Genomic DNA, 19,502 nt, shown 5'->3' on the forward strand with positions numbered 1-19,502 from the left:
TAATTCATCATTATCTAGTACAAAAGTACACATTATTATCCAAAGCCATTACATCTCTTCCGTTAAATTTGTATAACTGCATCAAATTACCAATTCCATCCAGTTCTTCATCCCTCCTAGCCTGAAGCATAGAAAAAAACAACACGGACAAATTGAATTTGTCCGTGTTTTAAAAATGAGCTATAATCTGCTCTTTTCTGCATTACCAGCACCTGTACCCTTATACTTGCTCTTGGTGGCATTGAAGTTATAAGTTACATTGACCAAGAACATGCGGGTATTATCTATACCGGTTCTGGTGAAGTGCGCATACGAATTATTATATTTCCAACTCTCGTTCTGACCATGAAGCAAATCCTCTGCTTCCAATCTCACAACCAGTCGGTTGTTCAGGAACGACTTGGAAATAGACGCATCAAGGGAATTCCATGCATAGTTGACACCCAATTCGCTATAATTACGCGACTGGTAAGCGTATTCCAATCGAGCCTTCCAATGATGTGGCAATACCCAGGTATTCTCCAAATCCAGATAGAGAGAAGGACGGTTGGCATTATAGTCGCTGACATATTTCTCGGCATTAAAGAACTGATTGACCAGACCTACCGTATAGTCAAGATGCCATAAGCCTATCACAGGAGTAGCCTCAAGATAGAACTTCAGGTTCTGAATCTTATCTACATTCTCGTAATATGACAGGGCTATATCCTTATTGCCCTGGAATGGCTTCATCATATATACCGAGGCATTCTTGTTGTAGATATATTCAGCAGAGAAACTCAGCCAGGAATATTGCGCATCCCATTCCAGATGATAGGCATCCGTAGGACGCAAGTTCGGATTGCCGCTTTCATAGGAATGACGACTCGTATATCGGGTATAACCGGAAAGACGGAAGTAACTTGGTCGATAGGTCTTCGCCGTAAAACTCAACGAAGAATGCCACTTGCCCTTGTCATATCCCAAGGATACATTAGGAAATACATTATCATACTTTCTACTCATATCCGGATTGAGCACTCCATCGGCATAATAGTCTGATTTCACATGCTCATATCTCACACCGGCATTCAGAGAATAATCTCCCAACGACCATGCAGCCTCAGCAAAGGTGGCAATGTTCTGTTCCTTGATTCTGGAATCATTGGATGCAGCCACACCACCCTCGTTCTGGTTGTTGGTATGACTATCAGAATTTGTGTATTCCGAACCAAAGTCTATGTTCAACTGGTCGGTCAAAGGATAAGAAACAACCAATTTACCGGCAAGCAACTTTCCTTTGGTATGACTATCTGAACATACAATCTGGTCGCCCAACTCAGTACTGGTTTCGGTGGCTTTCTGTATCTGGTCTTTCGTCCGCCACATAGCAGATGCATTCAGGTCTATACTCCACTTGCCTATCTTACCATTATAATAAAAGTCAGCCTGATGAATAGGAGTCTGCTTGGAATCAGACTCATCGTTGAGATAATTTACATCTCCCTGGTGAACTCCATCCTGAAAGATGGAATAGTTCTGCCTAACAGTAAAATACTTAGTATTGCCAGAACCAAACTTATATTTCAGACCGATGGTATGATTTTCGTTGAATTCATAATTGAAACCCAGATTGGCATCAGGTCCATAATCTCTAGAATCAATGCGCCCTACTGATTTTTGATATATCTGATGCTGATTTCCATTGATATATTCATCCAATCCCAACTTATCATAGAAATACGAATCTGACCACATCAATCCACCGAATACATCCAGTCCACCCACACGGTAATTGAGATTAGCCTGCTCTTGCCAGGTATTCTTCATGGCAAAACCATATTTTGCCTGGAAATTACCACTCCATCCATAACCTTGCTTCTTGACCGTGGTTATACGAATCACCGAATTGACCTGGGCATCATACTGCGCACCAGGAGTCGTGATAACCGTCACGTTCTTCACATCCTTTGAAGATATGGTTTGCAATTCATTTTTGTCGGTCAGCTTTCTGCCATTGACATAAATCTCCGGTGTGCCTTTTCCAAACACCGAACAGTTTCCATCCTTATCCACACGCACTCTTGGAACCTGCTTCAACAAGTCGGCAACCATACCTGCATCACTCAGTATTGTACCCTGCACCTGGGTCTGGAATCCCTCGCGAGTCAGTTTTGTCTTGGGGCGAACCGCCTTCACTATCACCTTCTGCAGGTTCATCGTTGCCTCCTTCAGAGTAATTGAACCAATCTTACCTGTATTATATGTATTGCTTGTCGTATTATAGCCCACGCAACTTACTCTTACTATCACCTTTCTGGCTCCACAGGGAATCACGAACTGGCCGTTTTCATTCGTCACACCGCCATTTATCAATGAAGAATCACGAACATTCAGCAGGGCAACATTGGCGAAATCTACAGGGCGATGATGCGCATCTACAATGCGACCTATCATCTTGGTGGGAGTCTTCTGCGTACACTCCACAAAGATGTTTTCGCCATCTATCGTCATCTTCATCGGATAGAAGCCCATAATCTGGCGGATGGCATCCGGAGCGGTTCGCTTCACGATACTCGTAGTAACCGTGAAATCCTCCAGTTCATCATACATAAAGTTGATACGATAATCCTTGGTGCTCTTGGCAAGGATGGTGAGCGCTTCTGACATAGAAGTGTTGCGGAAGCTGCGAGTGATGCGTTGGGCATAGATGGTCTGAAGAGAAAGGGTCATCAGACCTGCCAGCAGCATGATATATCTTAATCTTTTCATCTTATTCCACGATTAAAGTTTGACCTTCATGACGAATATTCACTTTCTCGAAATGATTCAACAGTTCGATGATATCATCCAGACTCATGTTCTTCTCCAGTTGCAGGAAGAGACGGATATGGCGAGCCGACTCGTTCTGATAAGTTACCTGGAGATGGAAATGCCCGGCAATGGGAGTCAGGATATTCTGAAGCTCAGCGTTTTCGTAAACCAATGGGAGCTGGGCAAGACTTGCAGAATCTGTCTTTTCTTCTATGTTGGATTTCTGAGGAGCAGAAACCTGCTGGATAGAATCCTTTCGGGATGACACGAGTTCGGTATTGTTCTTATCTGATGCCTGATGAGAACGGGTTACCAGATGAATGGCAGCAAAGGTGATGCCGGAGACGACAAGGACGGCAGCAACGGCAGCCACCTTTCTCATCGGGCTCCAGAGAGGAAACGACTTGGCGGTTTGCTGGTTTTCTGCATTCTGACTCATCTCTTCTTTCTGCTGCTTTTCTTCTTTCTGCTGCTTTTCTTTCAGTTTCATCTCATCTTTCAGCTTCTCCCATTCTGCATCAATCGAAGGCATCTTCATCTTTTCCTTCGACTTGGCGAAATCCAGAGACTGTCGGGTCTCTACCAACTGCTGATAGAGTTCATTCACTTCCTCATCGCCCAGAAGTTCATCCTTCTGGGTTTCGGAATACTTTTCGGGATGCTCCAGGAGATCGAGGAGCATATCCCATTTCTGAGAATCCATCTTCTGAGGATTTATGTCAGATAATTCATGTTTCATTTTCTTTTCCTTTCTTCATTTTAGGGTTATTATTTTCCTTTCAACTTTTCTCTGAGCGTTCGCAAACCTTTCACGATATGCTTGTTCACTGCAGAGACGCTGATGCCCAGTTCCTCCGCCGTATCCTTATACGACATTCCTTCCCGATAGCACAATCGGATGACGGAAGCAGTCTGGTCGGTCAGGTCATGGTCGATGCAATCCACGGCAGCCTGCCATCGCTCTTCCAGACGAGAAGGTTCTTCCTCCGTCAATTTCTCTTCCGAGAGAGGGAGAAGCCGTTTCAGTCGTTCATCTCTCTTCTTTCTGGCTATAAGATTGATGCAGGCATTCTTCACGCTCCGCATCAGGTAAGCCCGGTCTGGAACCAGCTGTTTATCCCACAATCTGGAGAACACGTCGCTCACCACATCCCTCGCCTCCTCATTATCATGGAGCAAGGCAAAGGCGAAGCGATACATCTGTTCGTAATGGTCGTGGAACAGCCGTTCCATCCGCTGTTCATTTTCTTCTGTCATCACGTCATTTTCTTCTTGTTTCTACTCTTATATACAAGCTTTCCTGAAATCAATTACCCCTAAAATGAAGAAATCTTCTACTTCCTTTGGAAAAACCAATGCAAAGGTAATAAAAAACTGGAAAAAAGCTTGCTCTTTCGAATAAAAAGTGTATCTTTGCACCAAGAAACAACATCATTATATTATGGGTAAACGAGCCATCATAGAAGCTTTACGCCATTATTTCAGCACCCAACCCGTACTGAAAGCCTGGCTGTTCGGTTCTTTCTCCAGAGGGGAAGAAACGAAGGATAGCGATGTCGATATTATGGTTTCTTTGGACAAGAGCAAACCTATTGGTTTAAAATTCTTCGGCATGTGGAGTGATTTGGAAGAACTCTTAGGTAGAAAAGTTGATTTGGTATCAGAAGGAACCTTACTCCCTTTTGCACAGGAATCAGTAGAACGTGATAAAATCTTAGTTTATGAGAGAACGAAGTAGAGATAAAAACCGCTTAGAGCACATGCTCCAGGCAATAGAAAGAATCTGCCGATATACAAAAGGTAAAAACTTTGAGGATTTTATCGCAGACGACATGATGTATTACGCAGTAGTCAAGAACATAGAAATTCTTGGAGAAGCATCGAATATGCTAACTGAAGAATTTCGACAAGCGCATCCTAAGACTCCTTGGAAACAAGTGAACGGCATGAGGAACTATATCGTTCATGAATATTTCCAAGTTGATAACAACGTTGTTTGGGATGTGATTACAAACGACCTTCCGATATTAGAGCAACAAATAAAGGAGTATCTAACAGAAGAGAAGTAAAAAACATCGGTCAAGCAAAGAGCAAACCAACATGGTTTTGCCTTCGCTTGACCGATTGTCATATATTCATTGTTTATTAAGAGAGTTTCTTCCTAACAAGAGCTACAATCGGCTCTTTTCTTCATTGCCTGCTCCCGTACCCTTATACTTACTGCGCTTGGCATTGAAATTATACGTAACCTGCAAGGAGATGTCCTTGCTCTCGTCATCATCCGAAAGAATGCATCTGGCCAGATTGTACATCTTCGTGTAATGCTGACGGAATAACTGTTCTATGTCCTTTTTTCTGTTCATATACTATCTATACAGTTGAGCCAAGCAAAAAACTAAGCAAAACAATAACTTTTTTGTTTTTTCCTTTAAATCCGAATCGAAATCACCAAGAATCTCTCCGAATTTGAATGCAAAAGTACACAATCTATCGGAGATAGAAGACAAATGGTAAGGATAAATCGATTTTCTGTTGATTTATTTGTTCATTCCAACATTTTTTAGTACTTTTGCCCATCAAATTACGAACAAGTAAATAAGATTGGTATAAAAATAGGTATTACCAAGATAAAATAAAGAATAGATTAGATAAAGGAGAATAAGATTATGTCAACGATTATTTATCCATCACCGATATTCGGTCCGGTAAACTCCCGCCGTCTGGGAGTTTCACTAGGCATCAACCTCATGCCATCTGATGGCAAGGTCTGCTCATTCGACTGCGTTTATTGCGAATGCGGATTCAACGCCGACTTCCGTCCTAAGAAGAAGCGCCCTACCCGCGAGGAGGTAAGAGAAGGATTGGAGAAGGTTCTGAAAGAGCGCCACGACAACAACCAGCCTCTGGACGACATCACCTTCGCAGGAAACGGTGAACCTACGGGACACCCTGACTTCAAGGGAATCGTGGAAGATACGATGGAACTCTGCAAGAAATATTTCCCTGAAGCACAAGTATCCGTACTCAGCAACGCCACCTATATATATAAGGAGGAAGTGAGAGAGGCGCTGATGCTCGTGGATAACAACATCCTGAAACTGGATACCGTGGATATGGATTACATCAAGAAGCTGGACCGCCCTCAGCAGCCTAACTACGACGTGAAGGATGTGATCAAATATCTGAAGATGTTCAAGGGGCACGTCATCATCCAGACCATGTTCCTGAGAGGTGACGGTTTGGACAATACCAGCGAACATTTCGTAGCTCCTTGGCTGGAGGCAGTGAAAGACATCCAGCCTCAGCAGGTAATGGTTTATACCATCGCCCGCGAAACACCAGACAAGTTGCTGGAAAAGGCACCAAAGGAAGTACTCGATGCCATCAAGGACCGTGTAGAGGCACTGGGCATCAAGTGTACAGCCAGCTATTAAGAGATAATCAGGATAAGAAAGAAAAGCAAGTAGAAAAAAGAAAGAATGAAAGCGAAAAGTAATATCCTTATTATCAGCGATATGTGTGGCTACGGAAAGGTATCTGCTGCAGTTCAGATGCCTATCCTCTCTTATATGGGACTCGACGTGTTCAATCTGCCAACCATGCTCATCAGCAACACCTTCCCATACGGCAAGTACGCCATTCTGGAATGCACTTCGTATATCGAGGAAGCCTTGCAAAAGTGGAACGAACTGGGCATTCACTTCGATGCCATCACCACGGGTTTCATGGCTTCGGAGCGTCAGGCTAAGCTGGTGGCACACTATTGCAGAGAACAGGCTGCACTGGGCACCGACATCTATGTGGATCCCGTGATGGGCGATTACGGCAAGCTCTATGGTGGAGCCAGTGAGAGTACCGTGAGATGCATGAAGGAGATGCTGAGCGTATCGCATCTTTGTTTTCCCAACTATACCGAGGCTTGCCTGCTGACGGATTCGGAATACAAGGAAGAGGGAATCTCGGAGAAGGAAGCCTATGAACTGATAGATAAACTGAGAGCCATCGGTTCCCACTCCGTGCTCATCACCTCGTGCATCGTAGAGGGTCAGCATGCCGTGGTAGGTTTCAATCATCTTACAGAAGAGTATTTCCTCCTGCCCTACGAAGAAATCCCTGTTCAGTTCCCGGGCACCGGCGACATCTTCTCCAGCATCATCGTGGGCAGACTGAAGGACGGCGATCATCTCCGCCATGCCACCCGCATCGCCATGGATACCCTGCGCAACTGGATAGACATCAACAAGGATGACAAGGACAAGAACCGCGGAATTCCTATAGAAAGGCATCTGGGGGACTTGTAGATTGCCATTTAGCAAACACAGAAGCAATTAGCAAGGGAATATCAATTAAGTTATAATGGAAAAGAAAGAAACAAATACACTCAGTTTATTTCAGCGCCCGGTATGGGTAAGCCTGTTCGCCCTTACGGCTGCTATCTCGTGGGGATGGGCTTACCCATTGATAAAAATGGGAATGGAGGAATATCAGATTACAGCAGACATGACCGGAAGCAAGATGCTTTTTGCCGGCATCCGCTTCTTCATCTCCGGCATCATCATCCTTGCCATCGCCAGAAGTTCACACCGTAAATTCGGATTCAAGAAGAAAACTGTTCAAGAGAATGTCTGGTTCCTTCTCCTCTATGCACTCCTCAACACCACCCTTCATTATGCTTTCTTCTATTTCGGACTCTCGCATAATGCAGGAGCACGTTCGGCGATACTCAATTCGATGAGCGTCTTCACGGTGGTTATCCTTGCCTGCATCTTCTTCAAGAGCGACAGGATGACGTGGCGAAAGGCATTGGGCTGCATCATCGGCTTCCTGGGCATCCTTGCCTTGAACCTTGGCGGAAAGGAAAGCGGAAGTTTCACATTCCTGGGCGATGGTATGATTATCCTCAATGCCCTGTGTGGAGCCAGTGCTTCCCTGCTGACCCGAGGATTGAGCAAGAGGGTGGATGTTTTCGTTGGAACCGGTTATTCGCTGAGCATCGGTGGAGCCTTGCTGGTGATTCCTGCATTGTTAATGGGTGGCTATCTGCCAGTCATCAGCCTCTGGGGCATCACTATCCTTCTGCTGCTCATTGCCATCTCAACCATCAGTTTCGCTCTCTACAACAAACTATTGAGCTGCAATCCCGTAGGAAAGGTAGCGATATACAATTCGCTCATCCCCGTAGTAGGAGCCATCACCTCCTGTCTCTGTCTTGGTGAAGCCTTCTACTGGAAGTATCTGATAGCAGGCGCATTGGCTACTGCCGGAATTTATATCATCAATAAAGGGAAGAAATAAATTCCGGCTGTTGCCCATGCAACCCATATAGAAAGCAAAGCCACCTATTTCAAGATACCCGTTTCGCGCTCCTCATTGTTGATATTCCGCTGTATCTTACGGTATTCCTTTCCCCGATTGATATTCCAGGCAACACCGATACGGAACAAATTACCTCCCGAATTGTCATAACCACGAACCTGCTTACGGAGCAAGGCATTGACGATTTCTGCTGAATAGGATTTCGGATGAGCCATAAACGGATTATGCATATAGAGCGTAAAATCGAAATCACCTATATGATAACTGGCTGAGACTGCCAATGAAGGAGGATTATGCCCGATGTTCTCTCCCTCCATAAAGTTCCAACCGTTATCAGCATACAGCATCACTGTCCATTTTCCCCAATACCCCTGTAATGTTCCACCATAATTATAAGCGGTATAACAATGACTGTACTCATCGCCCTTATTGAAAAAACGGTAAATACCTGCGTTCACAGATAATATAAGGTGGTCGGGGATAATGTCAAACCGGGTATCATTCGTAAGATACAACATATTACAATGGGGCTGATTCTCCTGGGTATAAAGAAACTGATCATCTTCCGTGCGGGTGTATTTCGCCAAATTACAATGACGATTGATGCGATAATTCAAGGTAAAATCAGTATTTATCCTTGGTTTACTGAAAGAGAATACCACCCAGTTCTCATATATACTGTTAGGCTTAAGCGAAGGATTACCCACAGTCCATTCCATACTGTTCTTTCGAATACGGGTATCCGAAATCATAGCTATCTGCGAAATATGCTGTGATAATTCACTTCCCAAGCGGATCTGAAACGAAGATGTCAAGGAATAAGCCAATGTGAGTTTCGGACGACAAAGCCAAAAACTAAATTCCTCATCTCCCTGTCGATAAGACTGATTACTCAACCCGAAGCCAGCCACATAAGTTAAACGTGATGTTCCTTCCTTGAATTGTCCCAAACTTCCCTTGATTTGTGCAAAGCCATAAATACCCAATGAACGGATACCATTCTCGCTAACCACATCACCCAAATACTGATTATCCATATATTTCCAGTTCAAGTTGGTTCCTGCAGAAAAAGTAAAGGGTTTCAACCGGTTTTCATAGATAGCCTCAGCTATGAGCGAATAGGTCTTTCCAGCTACCAGATATTGATAGGGTTCGCCCTCACCTTCATAATAGGCTCCTTTGGTGTGGATATAAGTGCCCAAAACATCTGCCGACAAAGACTGATGCTCGCCCAACTGATGATAGAAATACAAATCGAGAGCAGGAGTAAAATCCCTACCCTTGCTGGTTCTGTAAACAGGATACGCAGGCTTTCCAGATTCAGAAAACCACATCTCATTCGATGTATAAGGCTGATTGCTGAAATCCGTGGTAAGCGTTGTCTGGAATACATATAAGGCAGAATCAGCCAGATTATACTTCAACTGCAATGTATTATCATAATTTCGAGTTGCCACATTCATGATTTTTCGAGATATCTGATACTCAGAACCATCATGTAGAAGATACTGAGCATCCTCATTATATTCGGATGCCTTATTATCCACATAAGTCTGCTCATATAAAATATTCAATTGGCTCTTGCCCCTATTGACAGATGCATAGACATCGTTCGAACCGAGCTTGGTAGTTAGCGCATTAGTCAGGTTGAAGCCCAAACTGCCACCCGATGAAGCCCTGCGGGTATGAATATCTATCACGTATGCAATATTCTTTCCATATCTTACGCCAGGGCTATCGATATAATCTACACTCATAATAGAAGCTACATCCAGCATCTGCACGTCATGCTTATTGGCGAGAATGCCATTGATACGAATCTGCACTTCTCCCTTATGATCGGTAGCAGAAATGGAACGACCAGCCTCATCAACCCTGATATGAGGCAAAGCCAACTTTCCTAAAAGCGAAAAACCAGAAAAAGAACGCTGCTTCTGAATATCGCTTGGGAATATCAACTTGCCATCTTCCTTGTTGACCACTCGTGCCGCCTTCACAACAACCTCTTGCAAGGCTATAGAATCATTCGATACCTTCTGGATCTCCTGGGCACGTATTTCTACACAAGAGATCAATGCCCACAGCATCACCATAGCTGTTAACAATTTACTTTTCTTCATTGTCATCATATACTTTCCTAAAACTTGTTTTCTGCTGCAAAGGTATCAAAAAGAGAAGACCGAAGCGAAAAATATGACTGACATGAGTCTGACATTTATCAATTAACGAATATTATATCTAGTTTTATACCATCTTTCATAGAATTTCTGTACTTTTGCATTTGAATCTTTAAACAGTATATCATTTAAACAGAATAGATAATATGAAACTGAAAGCATATCATTCCATCCTCATCTTTGCCATCCTTGTGATGTCTGCGGCATTCTCCAGCGTAAGCAACTACCGCAAGGCACAGTATGCCATTGTACAAGATATGAACAAAGCTTTGGCTCTGACTCTTCAGGAAAATAAATATCAATGGATTACGCCTGATACCATCCAGAGCTACCGCTCGCATCTCAGCATCGACCTGCTGAAGTCGACCAGTTATCTCTGCTATGTGATGGAAGACAGAAGAAGAGGCAAGAACAATTCCCAGCTGGTAAATAGCGCCAACCTGCTCAGCAGCAAAGAGATGCTTCTCAACGAGCATTCTATCCAAAGTTATGCTAACTGTTCGATGGCAGATGTTTTGAGTATGAGCAACCAGCGGACCTCTTTGACGCTTACCCTCATGGCTATGATTTGGGCTATTGGATCGCTATACTATCATCGCAGAAAACAACCCTGGAATCATGAGGCTGATATGTTCGGCACCATGTGCTATACTCAAGACGAGGATTCCTTCTACAATCAGGAAAACGGACAAGCCGTCAAGTTTACTCCGATGCAGCACCAGCTGATGCAACTCTTCTTCAACAATACGCATCATCAACTCTCCAAACAGGAGATTTGTGATGCTCTTTGGCCCAAGAAACCGGATGCCAGCGAAACGCTCTATACCTTGATTCGCCGTATCAAACCGGTGATTGAGCAGAATAGCAACCTCATGATTGAGTCGGAAAGAGGCAAGTCTTACCGACTGATAATCAGATAAGTTCAGAAATGTCAGCCAAATGTCATACTTTTTATTTGGCTGTTTCCCATCTTCTTCATACCTTTGCTGCTAAAATATAAAAGTGACAAAGATATGAAGAAGATTTTTTTGATAGCAGTTGTCTTGCTGATGATGATAAACTTCATCATCAACTATCACCATGAGGTTACGAAAGAGAAGCATACACCGATGGCGGATTTCAAAACCAAGGTAGAGATGGCACCCATGAAGGAATACAATGACCCGGACTTCGGCTACGTTGTCAAATATCCTTGCTTCTTCCAGCAGGAGGATACTTCGGTATCGGGATACCAGGGCTATGCCCGCTTCTCATTCACCAATCATGCCAACATCATCCTGGAGAGTTACGTTACCCCCAACTATAGCAACACCCTCCAGGCTTGTGCCGATTCTCTTGCCCAGAAGCTTCATTCGGAGCGGACGATGCAGGCATCGAATAAAGCATTCATACTCTCCGGTCCTGTTTATGAAAACGGAGTAAGAGTAGATGGCTACAGTCATTACGATAAATTCATCAAGAGTGGCAGAATACTCTTCGTTTATTCCCTCACCTATCCCGACAGCTACAAGCCAGCCATGCCCCGCCTGTTCAAACTCATAGACGACTGGAAGGTTCTAGGGGCATATTAATCTGCCTTGAAGATATCCTCACGAGCCTCTTGGGATTGTATAAAAACAGCTTTCAAAGAAGATAAAAGCGCTTGATTATTTGCATATATCAAATAATAATTGTACATTTGCGGTGTAAATATAAACATCGAAGATTATGTCAATATTCAGTCACCTCTTTGGAAGGAAGAACAATCTCACCGTAAACTCTGACATCAAGAAGAAAGATGCCAGAAGCAGGAACATTGCCTTCGTGGATACCGAAGTGGGACTGAAAGACCATAAAATACACGATATCGGGGCATTAAGTTATGACGGAGCTACCTTTCACCAAGCATCGCAGACGGCACTGAACAAGTTCCTGCAGGAAAGAAAGGTTGACTATATCTGCGGGCATAACCTCATTCATCACGATGCCCGCTATCTCCAACTCAACGGCATACTGATAGATACCCTCTATCTCTCCCCACTCCTCTTCCCCAAGCGCCCTTACCATCATCTGGTAAAGGACGACAAACTGATGAGCGAGCAGATGAACAATCCTGTCAACGACTGCGAGAAAGCCAAGGAGCTGTTGATGGATGAAATCGCTGCATGGAATCAATTATCAGAAAGGAAGAGGAAAATCTTCACCTTGCTGCTACAGAATGAAGAGGAATTCAGAGGATTCCTGATGTATGTGGGAGCCATCGAAAAGGATGACGCAATGATAGGCGTTTCAGAATACATCCTTTCTGAATACAAGAATCATATTTGCGCCCATGCCGACATTCCGGCTCTTGCAGCCCAGTCGCCTTGCGGCTTGGCATACGCCTTGGCTCTCATAGGCACAGACGATTACCAATCTGTAACCCCAGGTTGGGTACTCTTCCATTATCCCGAAGTAGAACATATCATCTATATGCTCTGCCATACCCAATGCACCGATGGCTGCGAGTATTGCAACCGCATGCTCGACATTCATCACAACCTGAAGCAACTCTTTGGCTATGATGCCTTCCGTACCTATGACGGCGAACCGCTGCAGGAACAGGCATCGCAGGCAGCAGTGGATGGCAAGTCATTATTGGCGATATTCCCTACAGGTGGCGGCAAGTCGCTCACCTTCCAGTTGCCAGCCCTGATGGATGGCAGAACCGTACATGGACTCACTGTGGTTATCTCGCCTCTGCAATCATTGATGAAAGACCAGGTAGATAACCTCGCAGACCGCGGCTTCACTGATGCCGTAACCATTAACGGTCTCCTCGACCCTATCTCCCGCTCCCTAGCCATCGAACGAGTACAGAGCGGAGATGCCACCTTATTATATATAGCACCAGAGATGTTGCGCTCCAAAACCATCGAGCGCATCCTGATGGCACGGCATGTGGTGAGATTCGTCATTGACGAAGCTCACTGCTTCTCTGCATGGGGACAAGACTTCCGGGTGGATTACCTATACATCGGCAAGTTTATCAAGGAATATCAGGAACGCAAGTTTGGCAAGGATGCTATGGCCCGCAACCATGGTCAAACCTTGATACCCGTATCTTGCTTCACCGCCACAGCAAAACAGAAGGTGGTGCAGGACATCTGCGACTATTTCAAGCATTGGCTGGGTACCGACCTCCAGCTCTTCGCCTCATCAGCCTCACGTACCAACCTGCACTATTCCGTTATCCACGTAGATAGTGACGGCAACAAATACAATCTACTGCGCTCGCTGGTAGAGCAGACAGATTGCCCTACCATCATCTACGTATCCCGCACCAAGCGAACCCGGGAACTCGCCCTGAAACTGACACGTGATGGTATATCCGCCCTGCCCTATAATGGCAAGATGGATGCCGATGAGAAGATACACAATCAGGATGCCTTCATGAGCGACAAGGTAAGAATCATCGTTGCCACCTCCGCCTTCGGTATGGGAGTAGATAAGAGCGATGTGGGGCTGGTTATCCACTACGACATCTCTGACTCTCTGGAGAACTATGTACAGGAGGCTGGACGTGCAGGAAGAGACCCACACCTCAATGCCAAATGCTATGTACTCTATAGCGATGAGGACTTGGACAAGCACTTCATCCTGCTCAACCAAACCAAGCTGAGCATCAGCGAGATACAACAGGTATGGAATACCATCAAAGTTCTTACCAAGCAGCGCCCACATGTAAGTTGTTCGGCACTGGAGATAGCCCGTCAAGCCGGTTGGGATGACTCGGTATCCGACATAGAAACCCGTGTTCGCACCGCCCTTTCTGCTCTAGAACAGAGCGGATACATAGAGCGTGGCAACAACATTCCGCACGTCTATGCCACAGGTATCACCGTCAAGAACATGGACGAGGCAAGACTGCGCCTCACCGAATCCCCCCTGTTCTCAGAAGATGAGATGCAGAATGCCATCCGCATCATCAAGTCGCTTATCACCCAGAAGCATATAGCCAGGGCGCAGGATAGCGAGGCAGAATCCCGCATCGATTACCTCGCCGACATCCTCGGACTCAGCAAGCGAGACGTCATCTCTTCCGTTGACCGAATGCGACAGGAAGGCATTCTTGCCGATACCCGTGACATCTCAGCCTATCTGCAAGACATCAGCGACAAACAACGCAAGCCTCAGCAGATGCTGGAGAACTACGCCAAACTGGAAAGATACATCCTGGAACATATCCCGGATGAATCGCTGCACATCACATACAAACAACTCAATGACAATGCCGTACATGACGGCATCAACACTTCAACCGAAAAGAAAATCCGCACACTGCTATACTTCCTGGCAGTGAAGAGATATGCGCACAAGAAGGAAGACGGTGGTCGCAATCTCATCGTAACAAGAGACAAGGATATAGAGACCATCATCAAGCGATTCGAAAGACGAATTGAGGTTTGCCGATTCATCATCGAAAGACTATACAGCCTGGCTGAAGAAAACAATAAAACTATAACAGAAGAGAGCAATAATAGCTCTTCTGTAGATTCAAAAGAGAAGCCTCTCCAATTCTCGGTAGTTGAACTTCTGAACGATCTGAAATCCAGCAACCAGTCACTCTTCTCCGACTTCTCTTCCTTGCAGTTGGAAGACGTGGAGGAAGCCTTGCTCTATCTCTCCAAGATAGGAGCCATGAAGCTGGAAGGAGGATTCCTGGTACTCTACAATGCAATGGCGATTAAGCGTACCAAGGAACTTCGCCTCCGCTATAAACAGGAAGATTATCGCATGCTCAATGAATTCTACAAGCAGAAGATTCAGCAGATTCACATCGTGGGCGAATATGCCAACCTGATGGTAAGAGATTACGACGCTGCCCTGCAATATGTGCAGGATTACTTCCAGATGGACTACCACTGCTTCATCTTAAAGTACTTCAAGGGCAACCGGGAGACTGAGATAGAGCGCAACGTAACACCTTCGAAGTATAAGAAACTCTTCGGAATGCTCTCCAAGCGACAGAAGGAAATCATCGACGACCATGAGTCTCGCTGCATCGTAGTCGCTGCCGGTCCTGGCAGCGGCAAGACACGTGTGCTCGTACATAAGCTTGCCTCTCTCCTGCTGTTGGAAGATGTAAAGCACGAACAACTCCTGATGCTCACTTTCTCACGTGCAGCCGCTACCGAGTTCAAGCAGCGACTGATGCAACTCATCGGCAATGCCGCCCATTTCGTTGAGATCAAGACCTTCCATTCCTACTGCTTCGACCTGCTGGGCAGGGTTGGCAATCTGGATGAGGCTGGAGATGTGGTTAAGCAAGCCGCCGAAATGATAAACAATGGAGAAGTTGAACCCAATCGCATCAGCAAGACTGTGCTCGTTATTGACGAGGCACAAGACATGAGCAAGGATGACTATGCCCTTGTCTCTGCTCTGATGAAAGCCAACGAAGAGATGAGGGTGATAGCCGTAGGCGATGATGACCAGAACATCTATGAGTTTAGGGGGTCCAACTCGCAGTATCTCTATGAACTGACCCAGACAGAGCACAGCCGTTTCATCGAGATGACGGAGAATTACCGCAGCCTTCGCCACATCGTGAATGCTGCCAACGACTTCGCCCGCAACATCCGTCAGCGAATCAAATCTACCCCTATCATCTCCATGAGTCAAGAAGATGGAGAGGTAAGAATCGTGAAGCATCCATACGAGATTCAGGAGAAAAAGGTTTATATGTTTCAGCCTATCCTTGAAGATGTTACGCGATTACTAGGAAGTAACGCTTCAAAAGAAGCCGATGCATCTTCCCGAAAGAAGAACGAAACCATCAGTATCCTCACGCAGACGAATGAGGAGGCTGTCATCATGCTGGCTCTTCTTCACTGCCATAACATCAAGGCCAAACTGGTGCAATCAATGGACGGCTTGCGCTTCTGGAATCTGGCAGAGGTAAGATACTTCTTGAAAAAGATAGACCAAGGTATCAAGGAAACGAAATCCCCTATCATCCCTGATGATATTTGGGAAACAGCCAAGCAGCAGACATTCCAAAAGTATGCCACCAGCCAGGCTTTGCCATATCTGCGCCACAGCCTCCAGGTATTTGAGCAGACCAATCGTGCCAAGTACTACAGCGACCTGAGGGAGTTCGTGTTCGAATCATCAGTAGAAGACTTCTGTGATATCTCGAAATCAGACATCGTGGTCAGCACCATCCACAAGGCAAAAGGTCATGAGTTCGACCATGTACTGATGCTCATTACCCATCCCGAACATCCTACCGATGACATACTGCGCCGATACTATGTGGGTATGACCCGTGCCAAGCGTACGCTTGCCATCCACACCAACGGCAATCTCTTCGACAGCCTGAAAAGTGCCCAGCATCTCTATGATGCCCAAGCCTACGATGAGCCCAACGAAATAGTACTCCAGCTCTCACACAAGGATGTAAACCTGGGCTTCTCCAAGCCTCACAAGGACGCTATTCTTTCCTTGAGAAGTGGCATGCCGCTAACCTACCACGACCATTGCCTCTGTCTCCCATCAACAGGCAGAGACATAGCCCAGCTCTCCATCAAGATGAAGGAGAAACTAGGCAAATGGGAGTTGAAAGGCTACAAGGTAACCGATGCCCGAATCCGCTTCATCGTGGCATGGAAGTCAAAGGATGCACCGAGGGATGAGAAGGAATCCGCCATCGTGCTCGCTGATTTGGTGATGAAAAAATAAGGTAAATTCATCAAAAATCTATCACCAAACACTATTTATCCTTTCTTTTTATACACAAAAGTGTAATTCTTAAGCCACACTCTTGAGAAATACACTTTTGTGTCAAAGGCTTTTTCCTTAAAAGCTATACTTTTGCAGCAGAAAAATAAAAAAATCAAGCAAAACTGTAGCAATATGAAGGAAAAAGTAATTTTTACCACAGCGTTGTGCCTCTCGGCTATGACTCCGATGATGGCGCAGAATATCATCGGCAAGGTGATGAACACCAAGGGAGAACCTTTGGCGTTTGCCAATGTAGTATTATTGAATAGAACAGACTCGGCTTTCATCAAGGGCGCAGTGAGTGGAGAGGATGGCAGCTTTGTCATCGACTCTTCCTGCAACGGTGGAATCATCAAGGTGACATCCGTAGGCTATAAGACAATCTGCAAGGATTGCACAGGCGAGAATGTGGGCATCATCAAGATGGAAGAAGACAGCAAGATGCTCGGCGAAGTTGTCGTGAAGTCATCCCTGCCTAAGACTATCCTGAAGAATGGCGGAATGACGACAACCGTCGTCGGATCCGTACTTGAGAAGGCAGGAACCATGGAGAACCTGCTCGACCGCATCCCCAACGTGTCTGCCCAGAATGGCAGCATCAAGGTATTCGGACGCGGTGAGCCTGTTATCTATATCAATGGACGACAGATGAGAGACAAGAGCGAGCTGGACCGTTTGCATTCAGATAACATCAAGTCGGTGGAAGTCATCACTAACCCTGGTGCTCGTTACGCAGCCAGCACCAAGGCGGTCATCCGTATCACAACGAAGAAGATACAGGGCGAGGGTTTCGGATTTGATGCGAAGACTACTGGTGAATATGATGAAAAGAAAAACTTCGGCGGGTTTAGCCAATTGAATATGAGCTATCGCAAGAATGGCTTAGAGCTGGGCGCATACGCCTTTGGAGCAAGACAATACCAGCCAGACAATAAAGACTTACAGCAGAAGACTTATCTTGACAAGACTTGGAACCAGAAAAGTGAGATAAGACAAGTAGGTATTATCGAAGCCATGAACTTTCGCCTGGATGCCAGCTACCAGTTGGATGCCAACAACTCTATAGGTGCCAACTTTGGTTTTCTTAGAAATCCTAAGCAAACATGGAACGGCGATATGAGTTCTTCTATATTGCAAGACGAAGAATTGTCTGAAAATTCTGATAGTCATGCTGATTTCTTTTGGCAGAAGAATAATCTTTCAAGCAATATTTACTATGTAGGAAAGATTGGTAAGCTCAGCATCGATTTCAATACAGATTGGCTATGGTCGAAGGAATACCAGAACGATGTTACCAAAGAGCAATACCAGGAAGTGGGAATGGATGCGCAAAGCCAGACGGCTCATAGCTTGACTAACAAGGACTATCATCTGCTCGCTTCCAAACTGGTGCTTTCTTATCCATTATTAGGTGGTAATTTGTCTTTGGGTGGTGAATATTCCAACACCCATCGTACCTCAAAGTATCAAGTGGTGCCAACTAACTTGGTATCGGATGACGACAGCCGTATTACAGAAAGTATGACATCTTCATTCTTGACCTATTCAAGAGATTTCGGTAATCTGAGTTTGGAGGCAGGTATGAGATACGAGTACATCGACTTCAATTACTATGAATATGGCAAGTATGTGCCTGGGCAAAGCAAGTCGTACGGCAATTGGTTCCCATCGCTTAGCTTATCGATGCCTGTAGGCAAGATACAGATGCAATTGAGCTATGCAGCCGACATTAATCGTCCTTCCTATCATAATTTGCGCAGTGGCATTCAGTATGACAACCGATACACGTATGAAACGGGAAATCCATTTCTGGTATCTCAGATAAGCAGAAATCTCAACTACGAGTTGGCTTACAAATGGTTGACATTCGATATGACCTACAGCCATACTTCCAATCCGATTATATCCACAGTGGAGACTTATAAGGATAATCCTGCAATAGGCTTGATGAAGCCAGTAAATGGGAATTCGTATAATGACGTAGCTGCATCCATCAACTTGCGCCCTTCGTTTGGCATCTGGTATCCTTCGCTTACAGCATCCGTTGACAAGCAATGGTTTGATATGGAGACGCACGATGGGAAATCGCTCAATAAACCAATGGCTTCATTCCGTTTTGACAATACGCTCAACACCAAATTAGGAATGTTTACGTTGATGATGTCGTATATCACGAAAGGCCATGAAGAGAATCAGTATCTGTACAAGCCAATGTTTTGCACGAATATTTCCGCGTATAAGGCTTTCTTGAAGGATCGTTTGTCGTTTCAGCTCTTCATCTATGATTTGTTCGGGACAAACGATAGTCATATGATTGCTCATTTTGGCAAAATAAAGGAAATGGTGTATGATGGACTGTCAACAAGCAAAGTGTCGCTTACTGTACGGTATAAGTTCAACACTGCAAGAAGCAAGTATAAGGGTACAGGTGCAGGAGAAAGCCAGAAGAACAGAATGTAATCTGTCTATCTG

14 protein-coding genes are annotated in these 19,502 nt (G+C 45.1%); 9 read left to right on the forward strand and 5 right to left on the reverse strand.

What is annotated here, in order from left to right:
• Window positions 1-180 precede the first annotated feature (180 nt).
• Genes KUA46_RS06840 through KUA46_RS06850 form a run of 3 tightly spaced genes read right to left on the reverse strand, consistent with a single transcriptional unit; the run spans window position 181 to window position 4,050 of the window.
• Window positions 181-2,751, reverse strand: a complete 2,571-nt coding sequence (locus tag KUA46_RS06840) for a TonB-dependent receptor domain-containing protein (RefSeq protein WP_218487608.1) — start codon at window positions 2,749-2,751, stop codon at window positions 181-183.
• Between the two features lies 1 nt (window position 2,752).
• Complete coding sequence (locus KUA46_RS06845; protein ID WP_217746072.1) at window positions 2,753-3,532, reverse strand: DUF4974 domain-containing protein; 780 nt, start codon at window positions 3,530-3,532, stop codon at window positions 2,753-2,755.
• 29 nt (window positions 3,533-3,561) lie between these two features.
• A complete protein-coding gene (locus KUA46_RS06850) occupies window positions 3,562-4,050 on the reverse strand; it encodes an RNA polymerase sigma factor (RefSeq protein WP_228113455.1) in 489 nt (162 codons plus the stop codon).
• 184 nt (window positions 4,051-4,234) lie between these two features.
• On the opposite strand from KUA46_RS06850, the gene KUA46_RS06855 reads away from it, so the two are divergent.
• Window positions 4,235-4,531 (forward strand): nucleotidyltransferase family protein, encoded by a 297-nt coding sequence (locus KUA46_RS06855; protein WP_117585943.1) that lies wholly within the window; start codon window positions 4,235-4,237, stop codon window positions 4,529-4,531.
• Window positions 4,515-4,862 carry a HepT-like ribonuclease domain-containing protein gene (locus KUA46_RS06860; protein ID WP_118065935.1) on the forward strand — a complete coding sequence of 116 codons (348 nt, stop codon included), beginning with the start codon at window positions 4,515-4,517 and terminating at the stop codon, window positions 4,860-4,862. The genes KUA46_RS06855 and KUA46_RS06860 overlap by 17 nt, the downstream gene beginning before the upstream one ends.
• A gap of 102 nt (window positions 4,863-4,964) precedes the next feature.
• On the opposite strand, the gene KUA46_RS06865 is transcribed toward KUA46_RS06860, so the two are convergent.
• Window positions 4,965-5,156 (reverse strand): hypothetical protein, encoded by a 192-nt coding sequence (locus tag KUA46_RS06865; RefSeq protein ID WP_256625083.1) that lies wholly within the window; start codon window positions 5,154-5,156, stop codon window positions 4,965-4,967.
• A gap of 303 nt (window positions 5,157-5,459) precedes the next feature.
• On the opposite strand from KUA46_RS06865, the gene KUA46_RS06870 reads away from it, so the two are divergent.
• The 3 genes from KUA46_RS06870 to KUA46_RS06880 are packed head-to-tail and all read left to right on the forward strand — an operon-like array spanning window position 5,460 to window position 8,088.
• On the forward strand, window positions 5,460-6,227 hold the full coding sequence (locus KUA46_RS06870; RefSeq protein WP_117692488.1) for a radical SAM protein: 768 nt from the start codon (window positions 5,460-5,462) through the stop codon (window positions 6,225-6,227).
• 45 nt (window positions 6,228-6,272) lie between these two features.
• A complete protein-coding gene (locus tag KUA46_RS06875) occupies window positions 6,273-7,094 on the forward strand; it encodes a bifunctional hydroxymethylpyrimidine kinase/phosphomethylpyrimidine kinase (RefSeq protein WP_218487607.1) in 822 nt (273 codons plus the stop codon).
• Window positions 7,095-7,149: 55 nt separating this feature from the next.
• Window positions 7,150-8,088 (forward strand): DMT family transporter, encoded by a 939-nt coding sequence (locus KUA46_RS06880; RefSeq protein WP_218487606.1) that lies wholly within the window; start codon window positions 7,150-7,152, stop codon window positions 8,086-8,088.
• A gap of 44 nt (window positions 8,089-8,132) precedes the next feature.
• On the opposite strand, the gene KUA46_RS06885 is transcribed toward KUA46_RS06880, so the two are convergent.
• Window positions 8,133-10,229 (reverse strand): hypothetical protein, encoded by a 2,097-nt coding sequence (locus KUA46_RS06885; protein ID WP_218487605.1) that lies wholly within the window; start codon window positions 10,227-10,229, stop codon window positions 8,133-8,135.
• A gap of 203 nt (window positions 10,230-10,432) precedes the next feature.
• Between KUA46_RS06885 and KUA46_RS06890 the strand changes: the two genes are divergently transcribed.
• The 4 genes from KUA46_RS06890 (at window position 10,433) to KUA46_RS06905 (ending at window position 19,490) form a co-directional block, all read left to right on the forward strand.
• A complete protein-coding gene (locus tag KUA46_RS06890; protein ID WP_256625082.1) occupies window positions 10,433-11,206 on the forward strand; it encodes a winged helix-turn-helix domain-containing protein in 774 nt (257 codons plus the stop codon).
• A gap of 93 nt (window positions 11,207-11,299) precedes the next feature.
• Window positions 11,300-11,857 carry a hypothetical protein gene (locus tag KUA46_RS06895; protein ID WP_022120415.1) on the forward strand — a complete coding sequence of 186 codons (558 nt, stop codon included), beginning with the start codon at window positions 11,300-11,302 and terminating at the stop codon, window positions 11,855-11,857.
• A 136-nt stretch (window positions 11,858-11,993) separates the two neighbouring features.
• Window positions 11,994-16,988, forward strand: a complete 4,995-nt coding sequence (locus KUA46_RS06900; protein ID WP_218487604.1) for a RecQ family ATP-dependent DNA helicase — start codon at window positions 11,994-11,996, stop codon at window positions 16,986-16,988.
• 174 nt (window positions 16,989-17,162) lie between these two features.
• Window positions 17,163-19,490, forward strand: coding sequence for a TonB-dependent receptor domain-containing protein (locus KUA46_RS06905; RefSeq protein ID WP_119237085.1), 2,328 nt, complete (start codon window positions 17,163-17,165; stop codon window positions 19,488-19,490).
• The last annotated feature ends 12 nt before the right edge of the window (window positions 19,491-19,502 follow it).

The organism is Segatella copri (assembly GCF_019249765.2).
Lineage (GTDB): Bacteria > Bacteroidota > Bacteroidia > Bacteroidales > Bacteroidaceae > Prevotella > Prevotella copri_K.

Excerpts from the sequence above, each read along its gene's own strand:
- KUA46_RS06840 (WP_218487608.1), bottom strand. The coding sequence starts at position 2,751 with ATGAAAAGATTAAGATATATCATGCTGCTGGCAGGTCTGATGACCCTT.
- KUA46_RS06845 (WP_217746072.1), bottom strand. The coding sequence starts at position 3,532 with ATGAAACATGAATTATCTGACATAAATCCTCAGAAGATGGATTCTCAG.
- KUA46_RS06850 (WP_228113455.1), bottom strand. The coding sequence starts at position 4,050 with ATGACAGAAGAAAATGAACAGCGGATGGAACGGCTGTTCCACGACCAT.
- KUA46_RS06855 (WP_117585943.1), top strand. The coding sequence starts at position 4,235 with ATGGGTAAACGAGCCATCATAGAAGCTTTACGCCATTATTTCAGCACC.
- KUA46_RS06860 (WP_118065935.1), top strand. The coding sequence starts at position 4,515 with ATGAGAGAACGAAGTAGAGATAAAAACCGCTTAGAGCACATGCTCCAG.
- KUA46_RS06865 (WP_256625083.1), bottom strand. The coding sequence starts at position 5,156 with ATGAACAGAAAAAAGGACATAGAACAGTTATTCCGTCAGCATTACACG.
- KUA46_RS06870 (WP_117692488.1), top strand. The coding sequence starts at position 5,460 with ATGTCAACGATTATTTATCCATCACCGATATTCGGTCCGGTAAACTCC.
- KUA46_RS06875 (WP_218487607.1), top strand. The coding sequence starts at position 6,273 with ATGAAAGCGAAAAGTAATATCCTTATTATCAGCGATATGTGTGGCTAC.
- KUA46_RS06880 (WP_218487606.1), top strand. The coding sequence starts at position 7,150 with ATGGAAAAGAAAGAAACAAATACACTCAGTTTATTTCAGCGCCCGGTA.
- KUA46_RS06885 (WP_218487605.1), bottom strand. The coding sequence starts at position 10,229 with ATGAAGAAAAGTAAATTGTTAACAGCTATGGTGATGCTGTGGGCATTG.
- KUA46_RS06890 (WP_256625082.1), top strand. The coding sequence starts at position 10,433 with ATGAAACTGAAAGCATATCATTCCATCCTCATCTTTGCCATCCTTGTG.
- KUA46_RS06895 (WP_022120415.1), top strand. The coding sequence starts at position 11,300 with ATGAAGAAGATTTTTTTGATAGCAGTTGTCTTGCTGATGATGATAAAC.
- KUA46_RS06900 (WP_218487604.1), top strand. The coding sequence starts at position 11,994 with ATGTCAATATTCAGTCACCTCTTTGGAAGGAAGAACAATCTCACCGTA.
- KUA46_RS06905 (WP_119237085.1), top strand. The coding sequence starts at position 17,163 with ATGAAGGAAAAAGTAATTTTTACCACAGCGTTGTGCCTCTCGGCTATG.